The sequence below is a fragment of the Micromonospora sp. AB353 genome (genome assembly GCF_049538395.1).
Classification (GTDB): Bacteria; Actinomycetota; Actinomycetes; order Mycobacteriales; family Micromonosporaceae; genus Micromonospora; species Micromonospora aurantiaca.
Genome location: NZ_JBMVFV010000044.1, coordinates 1 through 12,995, shown reverse-complemented (window position 1 = coordinate 12,995; position 12,995 = coordinate 1). Strand labels below are relative to the sequence as shown.

The following is a 12,995-nucleotide window of genomic DNA, read 5'->3' as shown; positions in this document are numbered from 1 at the left end:
GGCAGGACTGACCGAGATTCAGGACTTGGCGGCGAGGTACCGCTCGGCGTCGAGGGCGGCGGCGCAGCCGGTGCCGGCGGCGGTGATGGCTTGCCGGTAGGTGTGGTCGACGAGGTCCCCGGCGGCGAAGACGCCGGGGATGTTGGTGCGGGTGCTTGGGGACTGCACGCGGACGTATCCCTCATTGTCGAGGTCGACCTGGCCGCGGAACAGTTCGCTGCGCGGGTCGTGGCCGATGGCCACGAACACGCCGGTGACGTCGAGGACCGTGATCTCGCCGGTGTGGACGTTGCGCAGGCGCGCCCCGACCACGACGCCGTCGCTGCCGATGATCTCCTCGACGACGCTGTTCCACACGATTCGGACCTTGTCGTTGGTGAGGGCGCGGTCGGCCATGATGCTGCTGGCGCGGAAGGTGTCGCGGCGGTGCACGATGGTGACGCTGCGGGCGAAGCGGGTGAGGAAGGTGGCTTCTTCCATGGCCGAGTCGCCGCCGCCGATGACCGCGATGTCCTGGTCGCGGAAGAAGAACCCGTCGCAGGTGGCGCAGGAGGAGACGCCGTGCCCGAGGAGTTCCTGTTCGCCGGGGACGCCGAGGGGGCGCCATGCCGAGCCGGTGGCGAGGATGACAGCGTCGGCCTGGTAGGCCTGCTCGCCCACGTACACGGTCTTCAGGCCGGGGCCGGTGAGGTCGACTCCGGTGACGTCGTCGGTGATGAACTGGGCGCCGAAGCGGTCGGCCTGCTTGCGGAGATTGTCCATCAGCTCCGGGCCCATGATGCCGCCAGGGAAGCCGGGGAAGTTCTCCACCTCGGTGGTGGTCATCAGCGCGCCGCCGGACTGGACGCCCTCGATGACGAGGGGTGCGAGGTTGGCGCGGGCGGCGTAGAGGGCGGCGGTGTATCCGGCGGGTCCGGAACCGATGATGATCAGACGGTGGGGGTCGGGCACGAGGGGCTCCTCATTCGGTCCGCCCGCCACCCGGTCTAGGGGCGGCGGGCGGTGGGGTGGGCTCGTCAGGCGGTGGGGGTGAGGTCGGCGAGGAGGTCCTCCACCCGGGTGCGGATCTCGTCACGGACGCGACGGACCATGTCCAGGCCCTGGCCGGCCGGATCCTCGAGCTTCCAGTCCTCGTACCGCTTGCCGGGGAAGACCGGGCAGACGTCGCCGCAGCCCATCGTGATGAGCACGTCGGAGGCTTCGGCGGTGGCGTAGTCAAGGATCTTCGGCTTGTTGGCGGTGATGTCGATGCCGACTTCCCGCATCGCCTCGACGGCCACCGGGTTGATCTGGTCGGCGGGCTCTGAGCCGGCGGAGCGGACCTCGACGGCGTCGCCGCCGAGGTGGCGCAGCCAGCCGGCGGCCATCTGGGAACGGCCGGCGTTGTGCACGCAGACGAACAGGACGCTGGGCTTGGACATCAGATGCCTTCCTTGGAGTACACGTGGTCATAGGGCCGATTCACGGGCGTCTCGGCGCGGGGTTCAGGCAGGGACCGGTCTGGGGCGCTGTTGCGGTCGAGCAGGCGGTAGCGGCCGGCGGGACGCGGCGGGTTGAGCAGGCGACGGTAACGCACCTCTGCCTCACCGTGCTCCGGGTCGTGGTTGGTCATCGGCGGTGGTCCAGTGCCGGGTCGCGTTCCTCGGCAGGGACGACGACCTGGTCGGCGGCCTGCCCGGCGTCGGGGTAGAGCGCGGCGAGCAAACCGACGCCGACCGCCAGACCGACCAGCTGGGCGACGACGAACCCGGGAACGGAAGCGGGGGCGATACCGGCGAACGTGTCGGTGAACGCACGGCCGATCGTCACCGCGGGATTGGCGAACGAGGTCGACGAGGTGAACCAGTACGCCGCCCCGATGTAGGCGCCGACCGCGGCGGGGGCGACCGGGGCGCGGCCGGAGCGGGCGAGGGCGAAGATCAGCAGGATCAGGCCGGTGGTGGCGACGACCTCACCGAGCCAGAGGTGCCCGGCGGCCCGGTCCTTGCTGGACCAGGCCACGGCGGACAGGTCGAACATCAGGTTCGCCAGGATCGACCCGCCGATCGCGCCGAGGACCTGGGCGATGACATACCCGCCGAGTTCGCGCAGGGTCAGTCCGGTTCCGGCGCGACGGCCGAGGAACCAGTCGGCGGCGGAGACGACGGGGTTGAAGTGGGCGCCGGAGACCGGGCCGAAGACCAGGATCAGTGCGCCCAGCGCGAGAGCGGTGGCGACCGAGTTCTCCAGCAGTTGGAGCCCGACGTCGCCGGGAGAGAGCGTGGCGGCCATGATGCCGGAGCCCACGACGGCGGTGACGAGCAGGGCAGTGCCGATGAACTCGGCCAGCAGGCGCCGCCGGAGTGCGATGGTCATCAGTGTTTTCTCTCCCATGATCTGACTGCCCCCGACCATCGGGGCACAGCGGGTTATCGGGTGGCGGGAACGTCGAGGTCGTCGAGGAGCCGGCGGATTCGGCGCTCGATCTCGTCCCGGATCGGCCGCACATCGGCGACGCTGAGGCCCCCTGGGTCGTCGATGTCCCAGTTCTCGTAACGGGTACCGGGGAAGACCGGGCACGCGTCGCCGCACCCCATCGTGACGACCACGTCGGCGGCACGAACCACCTCGTCGGTCCACGGCTTGGGGAATTCCTCGGAGATGTCGATGCCGCGCTCCGCCATCGCCGCGATCGCGTAGGGGTTGATCTCGATGCCGGGTTCGCTGCCGCCGGACCAGGCGATCGCGTGCTCGCCCGCCAGGTGGGTGAAGAAGCCGAGGGCCATCTGGGAGCGGCCGGCGTTGTGGGTGCACAGGAACAGCACGACAGGACGGCCGTCGCGGTGGTGTCCCTCGACCCGTGCCAGGGCCCGCAACCGCTGGCGGGCGAACCGCTCGGCGAGCAGGGGCAGGTAGTTCGGGATGCTGGCGGCGGTGGCGAACTGGTCGTAGCTGCTGTGCAGGAACCGCTCGATGGTCTCGGTGCCGTAGATGCCGTCGAACTCCTCGGCCAGCCGGGTCGCGGCGGTGTGCAGGGCCAGCTGCTGGTCGAGCGTGATCTCCTGTTGAATGCGGGCGCTGATGTCGGTCATCGGGTGCCTCTCAACATGGTGGTGGGGGCGAGGCGGTCGACGCGGTCGGCGAGGTCGGCGTAGGCCGCCTCGAACGCTTCGTCGGTGTCGACGCGGACCGGGTCCGGCACGGACCAGTGCAAGCGGGGGCGGACCGGTCCGGTGAGCTCTTCGTGGGCGTTGTCGCAGACGGCGATGACCAGGTCGTCGTCGCGGACGACGTCCTTGACGTGTGCGGTGCCGGTTGCGTCGAGGTCGAGGGAGTGGCGGTGGGCCACGGCAAGCGCGCGGGGATGCACTCGGGCCGCAGGCTTGGTGCCGGCCGAGGCGGCTTCCCCATGGGTGCGTCGCTTCCACAGCGCCGCGGCCAGCTGGGAACGGGCGGAGTTGTGGGTGCAGACAAAGACCACCCGTCCCACCTCGGCCAGCGGGGGAGGGGTGAGGGCCGCCAGGGCGGCCGGCTGGAGTCGCAGGTAGATGCGCCGCCGGTCGCCCTCAGACCGGCCGCGCAGGACGAGGCCGGCTTCGGTGAGCACCTTGACGTGGTGGGCGACGAGATTGGTCGGCATGTCGAGGGTGTGGGCGATCTCCCCGGGGGAGGCGTCGCCCAGGGTGAGCGCGTCCACGATCGCCAGGCGCGCGGGGTCGCCGAGTGCGGCGTGGATCCGTGCGCGCCCGGCCAGGGAAGCAAGCTCAACGTCCATTGACTCAACTATCACTGAGTAATTCCGTGAAGTCAAGCCGGTGGCGACTGCCTCAGCCTTCGTGCTGGTTCTCCCTGGAGCTGATCCGCTTCTCACTGGATCTGATCTCTCACTTGATCTGATCGAGGCGGATTTCGGGCCACTCCGTGGGATGCTCACTCCGCGTTGGCGTGACGCCACACCTTGATTGAGGAGAGCGCCAGGAGCGCAGCCAGGCCGGGTACGAGGATGGCGTCCGGAACCACGCCGAGCAGCAGTCCGCCGAGCACGGTGCCGGCGATCGAGCCGAAGGCGAGGACGGTGGCGAGGCGGGCGTGGCGCAGCACGATCGTGGGGATCAGCAGCTCTCCACCGGCGACGCCCATGACCGCTGAGACGACGCCGATGAAGAATCCGGCGATGACGCCGGCCGCGATGACTGCTGTCGGGGCCAGGGTGAGGTGACCGAGGGTGCCGGCGTGGTTGCCGATCAGCGCCACAGCGATGAGCACCAGGAGCGCGGCGAGGATCCGGTAGAGGGTGGACGAGCGCATCCGTGTGGCCCAGGACGCCCCGACCCAGGCGCCGGCCATGCTGCCGAGCAGCAGGTTGACCACCACGGTCCAGTGCGGCGCCAGGGCCGAGAGGGGCACGGCGGCGAGGCGGGCGGGCAGGGCGGTGAGGACCACGACCAGACTGAGCGCCTTGTTGAGGATAACGGCCTGCAGGGCGGCGAACCCGAACAGCATGATCAGTAGCGGGAGCCGGAACTCGGCGCCCCCGAGGCCGATCATGCCGCCGAGCACCCCGACCGCCGCGCCGGCCGTGAACGCCAGCAGCAGCGAGGAACGAACGGCAGGACGGCGTGCGGCCGGGGGTGTCTGCACGGCTCGGACCCTACGGGCCGGCAGCGGCCGGCCGACATGCAGGCAGACATGCCCTGTTCGCTAAGAACCCCACGCCCTTTGGTCTGGGGTGCGGGACTGGTGCTGGGTGCGGTTGGGTTGCCGACAGGGTCTGGTCAGCAGCAGGTCGCCAGGTAGGACTGCAGCTCGGCGAGGGCGGCGAGCGCGCCGTCGCGATCCGCCCGGTAGTACACGGTCTTCCCGTCGCGACGGGAGGTGACCACCCGTCCGCGTCGCAGCAGGGTCAACTGCTGCGACGCCGTGGCCTGGCTGATGCCCGTCCGCTCGGCCACCTCGCCCACCGACAGCTCGGCGCCCTGCGCGAACAGCATCATGATCCGCTGCCTGGTGGGGCTGCCCAGGGCCTTGAGGAACTCCTGCGTCTGCGGCGCCAGGGCCTCCGAGACTCCGGCGGCGCGCGGGGGCGAGGGTGCCCCCGTGGGCTGTCCGGCTGTGGCGTCGCTCATGGCCCTACCTTCCCTCACCATCATCATATTGTCATTCAACAAAACGACGATATGATCGTCCCATGACCACCCCAACCGAGCCAGTGATCATCATCGGCGGCGGCCAGTCAGGCCTTGCCGCCGCAAGGGCCGCCCTGACCGCGGGCCTGCGGCCCGTCGTCCTGCAGGCGGGCAGTGAGCCCGTTGGCTCCTGGCCCGACTACTACGACAGCCTCACCCTCTTCTCGCCCGCCCGCTACAGCGCCCTGCCCGGCATGCCCTTCGACGGCGACCCGGACCGCTACCCCCGCCGCGACGAGGTCACGGCGTACCTGCGCCGCTACGCGCAGACCGTGGACGTCGACATCCGCGCCGGCACCCGCGTCACGGCCGTGCACCCTCGCCAAGACGGGGGATACCTCGTCCGCACCGACACGGGGGACGAGTTGGCCGCGGTGGGAGTTGTCGCCGCCAGCGGATCCTTCGGCAACCCGTACCTGCCGACGCTGCCTGGCCAGGACGACTACGCCGGCGATCTCCGGCACGTCGCCCACTACCGGCGGCCGGAGGTGTACGCGGGCAAGCGGGTGGTTGTCGTGGGTGCCGGCAATTCCGCTGTCCAGGTTGCCTACGAGATCGCGGCTCGCGCCCGGGTCACGCTCGCCACCCGGGAATCCGTGCGTTTCCTGCCTCAACGCCTCGGCGGGCGGGACCTGCACCATTGGCTGCGGGTCACCGGCGCGGACCGCCTGCCACGCCGCGTCCTCACCCGTCTTGTCCGACACGCGACCGTGCTCGACACCGGCGTCTACCGCAACGCCCTCGCCGCCGGGCTGCTTCAGCGACGGGAGATGCTCACCGGCTTCACGCCTGAGGGCGTCATCTGGGCCGACGGCACGTCGGAGCCGGTCGACGCGGTCATCTTCGCCACCGGCTACCGCCCGGACCTTGCCTATCTCAAGCCCCTGGGCGCCCTCGACCATGGCGCGCCCCGGCAGGTGGGCGGGATCTCCACCACTCATCCGGGGCTGGGCTATCTCGGGTTGGAGTTCCAGCGATCCTTCGCCTCGAACACCCTGCGCGGCGTCGGCCGCGACGCCGCGCACGTCGTGACTGCCCTCGCCGCTCACGTGTCCGGACGGCCTCACCAAGGCCGGCAGCCGAAAGCGGACGACGCCTCGCACACGGGATCCGGCGCTCAACGCTGATCGCGATCTGCGATGGGCGCTGGTAAGTCCGGGGCGGCCCGGCGGCTTACGCCTGCGACGAGGGGGCCGGCTCGACCGACAGCAGCGCGGCGAGCTGCCGCAGAATCTGTGGGCGGGCCCGGTAGTAGACCCAGGTGCCGCGCCGCTCGGCGTCGACCAGGCCTGCCTCGCGCAGCGTCTTGAGGTGGTGGGAGATGGTCGGCCCGCTCAGGTTGAACGCCGGCGTCATGTCGCACACACACGCCTCCCCGCCCTCAGCGGAGGCGATCATCGACATCAGCTGCAGCCGCACCGGGTCGCCGAGGGCCTTGAACGCGGGCGCGAGCACCGCGGCCGTCTCGGCGGGAACCTGGCTCTGCGCCAGCGGGGGACAGCACGGCGCATCGGCATTGAGGTCGATGAGGGGGAGCGGCGCCTGTTGCTTCGACATGCCTCTAGGTTGACATCTCTCTAATCAACGTGCAACTCTCTGATTCGACGGGCGTCAAGACAGGCGTCCGAAGGAAAAGAGGCTCCGTCATGTTCGGCTTCACCCGCCGCCCTCGCACACCGCTGCCTGGTGTCCGGTTCTGCGACTCCTGCGCCCAGGTGTCCACCGCCGCCCAGCGCGCCGAGCGCCGTCTCGACCGCGCCCGCACCACCGTCTACACGCTGACCAGCCCCCGCTGAGAAGAGGATCAGAGATGAGCGAGAACACCCCCACGGCCGGCGGTTTCTCCGGCGACCCCGTCGCCGCACTGCAGGTCACCGGCTCCGGCGCCTGCTGCGGCAGCCCCGCCCAGGCCGTCGGCGGGATCCTCCCGCCCGCCGGCGAGGCCACGAGCGGCGACTCGTGCTGCGGCACCCGGCAGGCCGCCCAGGCCGCCGACTCGTGCTGCGGCACCCAGGCCAAGGCCGACGCCGTCACCGCCGGACAGGGGTGCTGCTCGTGACCACCCCGAACGAACTCCCAGATCTGCTCGGCGACGTAAGCGCCGACCGGATGACGGCCACCATCGCCACCCTCGCCTCCGATCCTCTAGCCGGACGGCGCGTCGGCTCGGCCGGCGGCGCTGCCGCCCGGGCCTGGCTCGTCGACCAGCTCACCGCCCTCGGCGCGGAGGTTCGTACCGAGGACTTCGCGGTCCGCGCCGTGCCGCAGGTGTACGAGGCGCCGACGGTTACCTGGGGCGACCACAACGGCTCCGCTCCGCTGGTGTTCGGCCGGCAGGTCGCGATCCACCCCGCCTCCGCCGACACCGCCGACACCCGGCGTGGCGCCCTCGGTATCGCGGGCAGCGATGACCCGGCGGGGCGGTGGCTCGTCGTGCCGGCCGAGATGAGCCTGTTCGACGCCTACCGCGACACCCGCGGCGCCGCAGGGCTGCTGGTCCGCCGTCCGGTTGACGCCGAAGGCTGGCAGTTCACGATGCTCGCCGGCCCCGATCCGGGACCGCTGCCGGTGCTGACCCTCGACCCCGACACCCACCACGCCGTCCTCGCCGCCGCGGTCGCGGGCGACGGCTGGCTGGCCGGTGCCACGCCGCTGCGCCGCGACGACGTCACCGGCACCAACATCCACGCCCGGCTTCGCGAACCTGCGCCCGGCGGCACGGACCTGCTGCTCACCGCGCACTACGACGGTGTCGGCGACCATCCGGGGCTGCGCCTGCCCGGCGCCTCGGACAACGGCACCGGCGTCGCCGTGGTCCTCGAAGCCGCCCGCATCCTCACTGCCGCACTGCCCGCCGGGGTGGGACTGTCTGTCGCCCTGCTCGACGGGGAGGAGGTGGGCGCGCTCGGTTCCGCCCACCACGCCACCCAACTCCGCGCCGAAGGGGCCGCGCCGCTGGTCATCAACGTCGACGGCGCCGGTCGCCTCGACGGAGCGGCGGCGGTGGAGGCCGGTGGCCCCGCCCACCGCCTCCTTGCCCTGCTCGACCAGGCCGGCCGGCACACCGGCGTCCCCCTCGCGGCGGGTCCGGTGGCGTCGGACAACCGCCGCTACGGCGGTGCCGGTTTCGCCGCGGTCGGTATCGGTGCCGGGATGGGCGGCTACCACAGCCCCGCCGACACCCCTGACAAGGTCGACCCGGCCACCCTGGCCGCGATCGCCCGGCTCGTTGTCGCGACCGCCCACCTCGCCGGGGCGGCACCTGATAGGCTTTCATCGTCGATCGGCGATAAACGATAGAGGGAGTGGTGGTGGGCGACCTGCTCGACCGGGCGACCGCGCAGACCTACGCCTCGTGGTTCCGGGCCCTGGCGGACCCGACCCGGGTGCAGATCGTCGAGTACCTGGCCCGGCACAACCGGCCGATGAGCGTCGGCGAGATCGTCGCCGCCGTCGGGCTCGCCCAGTCCACCGTCTCCCAACACCTGAAGATCCTCACCGAGGTGCGGTTCGTGCTCGTCGAACCGGTCGGCACCGCCCGGCACTACCGCATCAACGACGCGTGCGTCGGCTGCTTCCCGTCCGCCGCCGACGTCGTCATGGGCCGACCCGCCCCCACCGTGAAAGGAGCCTGCTGATGGCCGACATCACCGTCCGCCCGATGACCTCGGACGACGCCGACCGTGTTCTCGCCATCTACCAGGCTGGCCTCGACGGCGGCAACGCCAGCTTCGAGACCACCGCACCGACCTGGGCAGCATTAGATGCGACCAAGCTGCCTGACCACCGTCTCGTGGCCGTCGACGCGGACGACACCGTGGTCGGATGGGTGGCGGTGTCGCCGACGTCGACCCGGGCGGTCTACGCCGGCGTGGTGGAGCACTCCGTCTACGTCGACCCCGCCGCCCAAGGGCGGGGCGTGGCCCGGCTGCTGCTGGACGCGCTGATCGCCTCCACCGAGGCCGTCGGCATCTGGACCATCCAGTCCGGCGTCTTCCCCGAGAACACCGCCAGTCTCGCCCTGCATGAGCGCGCCGGGTTCCGCGTCATCGGCACTCGCGAGCGGGTCGGCCGGCACCACGGCCGGTGGCGCGACGTGATCCTGCTCGAGCGCCGCAGCCCCGCCATCTGAACCCTTCGGCTCCGCACGCCCCAGCACAACTGCACCTTCTTGATTCGACAGTTTTCAACACAGAGGAGTTTTCCGATGAGTGTCCTTGACGAGCTGCCCGTCGTGGTGATCGGCGCGGGCCCGGTGGGTCTGGCCGCCGCCGCCCACCTGCAGGAGCGTGGCCTGCCCTTCCTTGTTCTGGAGGCCGGTGACACCGCCGGCGCGGCGGTGCGGCAGTGGGGGCACGTGCGGGTGTTCTCGCCGTGGCGGTACAACGTCGACCCGGCTGCCCGCCGGCTGCTCGACGACGCCGGCTGGGTCGCCCCGGCCGAGGACGCGCTGCCCACCGGCGCGGAGCTGGTCGCCGACTACCTGCAGCCTCTCGCGGAGCTGCCGCAGGTCAAGCCGCACCTGCGCTACGGGGCGCGGGTGGAGGCGATGAGCCGCCTCGGCCTGGACCGGCTGCGCACCGCCGGCCGCGAGCAGACGCCGTTCCTGATCCGCCTCGCCGACGGGGACGAGCTGCTGGCCCGCGCGGTCGTCGACGCCTCCGGCACCTGGGGCACTCCCAACGTGCTCGGCGCTTCGGGCCTGCCCGCCCGGGGCGAGAAGAACGCCGCCGCGTTCCTGGAGCATGCGCTGCCGGACGTGCTCGGCGCGGACCGGGACCGCTTCGCCGGCCGGCACACCCTCGTCGTCGGCGCCGGCCACTCGGCGGCGAACACGCTGCTCTCCCTGGCTGAGCTGGCCGCCGCCGAGCCCGGCACGGAGGTGACCTGGGCGATCCGCTCCGCCTCCCCGGCCCGCACCTACGGCGGTGGCGACGCCGACGCGCTGCCCGCCCGCGGCGCGCTCGGCTCCCGGCTGCGCGAGCACGTGGAAGCCGGCCGGATCCGGCTGCTCACCGGCTTCTCCGTGCACGCGCTCACCCCGGCCGACGGCCGGGTCGCCGTGGTCGTCCGCCACGCCGACGGCACCGACGAGTCCGTCACCGTTGACCGGATCGTGGCCGCCACCGGCTTCCGCCCCGACCACTCCATCGCTGCCGAGCTGCGCCTGGACCTCGACCCGGTCATGGGCGCTACCCGCGCCCTCGCCCCGCTGATCGACCCGAACGAGCACTCCTGCGGCACCGTGCCGCCGCACGGCGTCGACGAGCTCGCACACCCCGAAGTCGGCTACTACGCCGTCGGCATGAAGAGCTACGGCCGCGCGCCGACGTTCCTCATGGCCACCGGCTACGAGCAGGTCCGCTCCGTCGTCGCCGCCCTCGCCGGCGACTGGGACGCCGCCCGCGACGTCCAGCTCGACCTGCCCGAAACCGGCGTCTGCAACAGCAACCCCGCCGACTCCACCGGCACCGACAGTTGCTGCGGACCGGCCCCAGCCGCGGAGATGGCCGGCAAGGGCCTGGCCACCGGCATCTCCGGCGGCCTGCTGTCCGCGCCCCTGAACCTCATCAGCCTCGACGCCGCTCTTGCTGGCGGCCAGACCGGCGGCTGCTGCGGCAGCTGATGACAACCTCCACGATGGCGCCCGCCGACCCCACGGTCGGCGGGCGCCACGGGTGGCGCATCGTCGCCGCCCTCGCCATCACCTCGACCGTGGGCTACGGCACCCTCTACTACGCCTACTCCGTCCTGCTAAGCCCAATGGCCGCCAGCCTCGACGCCTCCACCACCGCCGTCACCGGCGCGCTGACCGCCAGCGTCCTCGCCGGCGCTCTCATGGCCATCCCGGTCGGCAGGTGGCTCGACCGGCACGGCGGACGAGCCCTCATGAGCGCTGGCTCGATCACCGCCACCTGCCTGCTGATCTCCTGGTCCCAGGTCCAGACCGTCGGACAGCTCTACGCCGTCATGATCGGCATCGGCATCACCGGCGCCATGGTCCTCTACGAACCCGCTTTCGCCGTCATCGTCTCCTGGTTCACCCCCGACCGACGCCCCACCGCCCTGCTCGCGGTCACCGTCGTCGCCGGGTTCGCCAGCACCATCTTCATGCCCCTCACCGGCCTCCTGGTCGCCCACCTCGGCTGGCGCGGCGCGCTGCTCACACTGGCGGCCATCCACGGCGTAGTGACCGTGCCGCTGCACACTCTCACCATCCGCAAAGCCCCGCACGCCACGGCACCCGCCCCCACCGCGCGACCGGACCACACCCGGCGGCGGGCGGCGGCCCGCGCTGCGACGCACGACCCTCGGTTCTGGATCCTCGCCGCCGCCCTGATCGCCCACGGCGCCGCCACCAGCACCATAGGCGTCCACCTGGTCGGCTACCTCATCAGCCGCGGCCACCCGGCAACCTTCGCCGCCACCGCCGCCGGCCTCCTCGGCGTCCTGTCCGTCACCGGACGACTCGTCCTCACCGGCGCCCGACGCCGGCTCCCGGTCACCACCATCGTCGCCACGGTCTTCGCCATCCAGGCCGCCGCCGTCCTCGCCATGCCCCTCGCCGCGGGTAGCCGGGTGGGAGCAGTCATCACCGTTACCGGATTCGGACTCGGCTTCGGCATCGCCAGCCTCGCCACCCCAGCACTCCTCGCCGCCCGCTACGGCACCACCGCCTACGCCACCATTGCCGGACGACTCACCGCACCTGTAACCACGGCCAAAGCCGCCGCGCCCCTGCTCGCCGCCACGCTGTTACCGCACGGCGGCTACCACCTCTTGCTGGCCGCCGTCACCACCGCATGCCTTCTCGCCGCCGTCGGCATGCGGGCCGTGGGGGAGGGGCAGGACAGACAGCGGCTCGCCGCAACCAGCCCCGCCTAACCGTGTCCAGGAGCCGCGCTACAGGCGATTCAGGAGCAGATCCAACTCAAGCACCCGCCAAATGGCGAGCGCGCAGAGTGCGACCTGGCACCTATCCCAGGTCCCACGCGGTCCACGTGACGACCCATGGCCGCTCGGGTTGCGTGGCCGGAAGCGGCTGATCCCCGAACAGCACTGCACCTACCGCCTCGGCTGCTGCCCGCATCTCCGCCTCCGTATCGCGCAGCGGATCGCACACCACCAGCAGGAGATCGTCGTGAACGAGTGTCTGGGCGGGGTGGCCCGTCTGCTGCCTGATCAGCGACCGGATCTCTTTCCGGAGGGCGGCGAGCTGGTCACCGGGCACCTCCCGGACCTCCGCGTAGCCGTGCTCACGCACCACGTCGGCGACCACCTGCGCGACGACCGGGGCTCTGCGGTCGACCGCTGGCGCGGGGAACAGGCGGTCCATCAGCGTCAGACAACGTCGGCACGTCGGCGCGAACGCCGGCTCCCGGTACATGCTCAGCGTCCCGCCGTGACCGCCGACCATCAGCGCCCACTCCCGGCCGCACATCGTCGTGGGCTCCCAGATCGGCTCCTGCAGCGCCTCGACGTCATACCGCCGCTGGACTGCCTCACGCTCACGGCCTCCGCCCGTGAGGTAGTGGTCAGGTACGGCACCACGGCCTGGCTCCGACGGCTCGTGCCGGCGCGCGAGGTGCACCGCCTCACCGTTGCTGACCGCCACGAGAAGCAGCACGGCTTCCCCAGCGCTAATGACGTTCGGTCCATCCAGGCCGTCACGCATCCCAGCAGTATGCCCGCCCCACGGCGCAGGACGGCCCGGGCGCATAGCCTCGGACGGCGCGATGGGGGAGTGGCTTCGCATCGCGATGCCGATGCCGAAAGCCAGGTCGCGGGTCTGCGCCGGGGGTCGGCGCCCCCGGGAGTCACACCCTTCTT

18 protein-coding genes are annotated in these 12,995 nt (G+C 71.7%); 8 read left to right on the top strand and 10 right to left on the bottom strand.

The window, feature by feature from the left end; genetic code table 11:
• Positions 1 to 18 precede the first annotated feature (18 nt).
• From trxB to ACPCK6_RS18670, 8 genes are all read right to left on the bottom strand, one after another.
• On the bottom strand, positions 19 to 951 hold the full coding sequence (gene trxB, locus ACPCK6_RS18705) for a thioredoxin-disulfide reductase (RefSeq protein ID WP_423481744.1): 933 nt from the start codon (positions 949 to 951) through the stop codon (positions 19 to 21).
• A 65-nt stretch (positions 952 to 1,016) separates the two neighbouring features.
• Complete coding sequence (locus ACPCK6_RS18700) at positions 1,017 to 1,424, bottom strand: arsenate reductase ArsC (RefSeq protein ID WP_423481769.1); 408 nt, start codon at positions 1,422 to 1,424, stop codon at positions 1,017 to 1,019.
• On the bottom strand, positions 1,421 to 1,612 hold the full coding sequence (locus ACPCK6_RS18695) for a hypothetical protein (protein ID WP_423481743.1): 192 nt from the start codon (positions 1,610 to 1,612) through the stop codon (positions 1,421 to 1,423). Before ACPCK6_RS18695 ends, ACPCK6_RS18700 begins: the two co-directional genes overlap by 4 nt.
• Positions 1,609 to 2,355: an aquaporin gene (locus ACPCK6_RS18690; RefSeq protein ID WP_423481742.1), complete on the bottom strand. Its 747-nt coding sequence runs from the start codon at positions 2,353 to 2,355 to the stop codon at positions 1,609 to 1,611. The genes ACPCK6_RS18695 and ACPCK6_RS18690 overlap by 4 nt, the downstream gene beginning before the upstream one ends.
• Before the next feature lie 53 nt (positions 2,356 to 2,408).
• Positions 2,409 to 3,071, bottom strand: coding sequence for an arsenate reductase ArsC (locus ACPCK6_RS18685; protein ID WP_423481741.1), 663 nt, complete (start codon positions 3,069 to 3,071; stop codon positions 2,409 to 2,411).
• Positions 3,068 to 3,754, bottom strand: coding sequence for an arsenate reductase/protein-tyrosine-phosphatase family protein (locus ACPCK6_RS18680; RefSeq protein WP_423481740.1), 687 nt, complete (start codon positions 3,752 to 3,754; stop codon positions 3,068 to 3,070). The genes ACPCK6_RS18685 and ACPCK6_RS18680 overlap by 4 nt, the downstream gene beginning before the upstream one ends.
• A gap of 155 nt (positions 3,755 to 3,909) precedes the next feature.
• Positions 3,910 to 4,620 carry a TSUP family transporter gene (locus ACPCK6_RS18675; protein ID WP_423481739.1) on the bottom strand — a complete coding sequence of 237 codons (711 nt, stop codon included), beginning with the start codon at positions 4,618 to 4,620 and terminating at the stop codon, positions 3,910 to 3,912.
• A gap of 134 nt (positions 4,621 to 4,754) precedes the next feature.
• Positions 4,755 to 5,105, bottom strand: coding sequence for an ArsR/SmtB family transcription factor (locus ACPCK6_RS18670; RefSeq protein WP_423481738.1), 351 nt, complete (start codon positions 5,103 to 5,105; stop codon positions 4,755 to 4,757).
• Positions 5,106 to 5,167: 62 nt separating this feature from the next.
• On the opposite strand from ACPCK6_RS18670, the gene ACPCK6_RS18665 reads away from it, so the two are divergent.
• Complete coding sequence (locus tag ACPCK6_RS18665; RefSeq protein WP_423481737.1) at positions 5,168 to 6,292, top strand: flavin-containing monooxygenase; 1,125 nt, start codon at positions 5,168 to 5,170, stop codon at positions 6,290 to 6,292.
• Between the two features lie 46 nt (positions 6,293 to 6,338).
• Here ACPCK6_RS18665 and ACPCK6_RS18660 read toward each other — a convergent pair whose 3' ends face one another.
• Positions 6,339 to 6,722 (bottom strand): ArsR/SmtB family transcription factor, encoded by a 384-nt coding sequence (locus ACPCK6_RS18660; protein ID WP_423481736.1) that lies wholly within the window; start codon positions 6,720 to 6,722, stop codon positions 6,339 to 6,341.
• 89 nt (positions 6,723 to 6,811) lie between these two features.
• On the opposite strand from ACPCK6_RS18660, the gene ACPCK6_RS18655 reads away from it, so the two are divergent.
• The 7 genes from ACPCK6_RS18655 (at position 6,812) to ACPCK6_RS18625 (ending at position 12,050) form a co-directional block, all read left to right on the top strand.
• Positions 6,812 to 6,961, top strand: coding sequence for a hypothetical protein (locus ACPCK6_RS18655; protein WP_423481735.1), 150 nt, complete (start codon positions 6,812 to 6,814; stop codon positions 6,959 to 6,961).
• Between the two features lie 14 nt (positions 6,962 to 6,975).
• A complete protein-coding gene (locus tag ACPCK6_RS18650) occupies positions 6,976 to 7,224 on the top strand; it encodes a hypothetical protein (RefSeq protein WP_423481734.1) in 249 nt (82 codons plus the stop codon).
• Positions 7,221 to 8,465 carry a M28 family metallopeptidase gene (locus ACPCK6_RS18645; protein WP_423481733.1) on the top strand — a complete coding sequence of 415 codons (1,245 nt, stop codon included), beginning with the start codon at positions 7,221 to 7,223 and terminating at the stop codon, positions 8,463 to 8,465. The genes ACPCK6_RS18650 and ACPCK6_RS18645 overlap by 4 nt, the downstream gene beginning before the upstream one ends.
• A gap of 11 nt (positions 8,466 to 8,476) precedes the next feature.
• Positions 8,477 to 8,803: an ArsR/SmtB family transcription factor gene (locus ACPCK6_RS18640; RefSeq protein ID WP_423481732.1), complete on the top strand. Its 327-nt coding sequence runs from the start codon at positions 8,477 to 8,479 to the stop codon at positions 8,801 to 8,803.
• Entirely contained in the window at positions 8,803 to 9,297 is a 495-nt protein-coding gene (locus ACPCK6_RS18635; RefSeq protein WP_423481731.1) for a GNAT family N-acetyltransferase, read from the top strand. Before ACPCK6_RS18640 ends, ACPCK6_RS18635 begins: the two co-directional genes overlap by 1 nt.
• Before the next feature lie 75 nt (positions 9,298 to 9,372).
• A complete protein-coding gene (locus tag ACPCK6_RS18630) occupies positions 9,373 to 10,791 on the top strand; it encodes an FAD-dependent oxidoreductase (RefSeq protein ID WP_423481730.1) in 1,419 nt (472 codons plus the stop codon).
• Positions 10,791 to 12,050 (top strand): MFS transporter, encoded by a 1,260-nt coding sequence (locus ACPCK6_RS18625; protein WP_423481729.1) that lies wholly within the window; start codon positions 10,791 to 10,793, stop codon positions 12,048 to 12,050. Before ACPCK6_RS18630 ends, ACPCK6_RS18625 begins: the two co-directional genes overlap by 1 nt.
• 91 nt (positions 12,051 to 12,141) lie before the next feature.
• On the opposite strand, the gene ACPCK6_RS18620 is transcribed toward ACPCK6_RS18625, so the two are convergent.
• A complete protein-coding gene (locus tag ACPCK6_RS18620; RefSeq protein WP_423481728.1) occupies positions 12,142 to 12,840 on the bottom strand; it encodes a hypothetical protein in 699 nt (232 codons plus the stop codon).
• Positions 12,841 to 12,995: the final 155 nt, after the last annotated feature.

Bases quoted from the DNA above. Each gene is read 5' to 3' on its own strand.
- ACPCK6_RS18620 (WP_423481728.1), bottom strand. From the start codon at position 12,840: ATGCGTGACGGCCTGGATGGACCGAACGTCATTAGCGCTGGGGAAGCC.
- ACPCK6_RS18660 (WP_423481736.1), bottom strand. From the start codon at position 6,722: ATGTCGAAGCAACAGGCGCCGCTCCCCCTCATCGACCTCAATGCCGAT.
- ACPCK6_RS18635 (WP_423481731.1), top strand. From the start codon at position 8,803: ATGGCCGACATCACCGTCCGCCCGATGACCTCGGACGACGCCGACCGT.
- ACPCK6_RS18650 (WP_423481734.1), top strand. From the start codon at position 6,976: ATGAGCGAGAACACCCCCACGGCCGGCGGTTTCTCCGGCGACCCCGTC.
- ACPCK6_RS18670 (WP_423481738.1), bottom strand. From the start codon at position 5,105: ATGAGCGACGCCACAGCCGGACAGCCCACGGGGGCACCCTCGCCCCCG.
- ACPCK6_RS18680 (WP_423481740.1), bottom strand. From the start codon at position 3,754: ATGGACGTTGAGCTTGCTTCCCTGGCCGGGCGCGCACGGATCCACGCC.
- ACPCK6_RS18655 (WP_423481735.1), top strand. From the start codon at position 6,812: ATGTTCGGCTTCACCCGCCGCCCTCGCACACCGCTGCCTGGTGTCCGG.
- ACPCK6_RS18685 (WP_423481741.1), bottom strand. From the start codon at position 3,071: ATGACCGACATCAGCGCCCGCATTCAACAGGAGATCACGCTCGACCAG.
- ACPCK6_RS18695 (WP_423481743.1), bottom strand. From the start codon at position 1,612: ATGACCAACCACGACCCGGAGCACGGTGAGGCAGAGGTGCGTTACCGT.
- ACPCK6_RS18690 (WP_423481742.1), bottom strand. From the start codon at position 2,355: ATGACCATCGCACTCCGGCGGCGCCTGCTGGCCGAGTTCATCGGCACT.
- ACPCK6_RS18625 (WP_423481729.1), top strand. From the start codon at position 10,791: ATGACAACCTCCACGATGGCGCCCGCCGACCCCACGGTCGGCGGGCGC.
- ACPCK6_RS18665 (WP_423481737.1), top strand. From the start codon at position 5,168: ATGACCACCCCAACCGAGCCAGTGATCATCATCGGCGGCGGCCAGTCA.
- ACPCK6_RS18630 (WP_423481730.1), top strand. From the start codon at position 9,373: ATGAGTGTCCTTGACGAGCTGCCCGTCGTGGTGATCGGCGCGGGCCCG.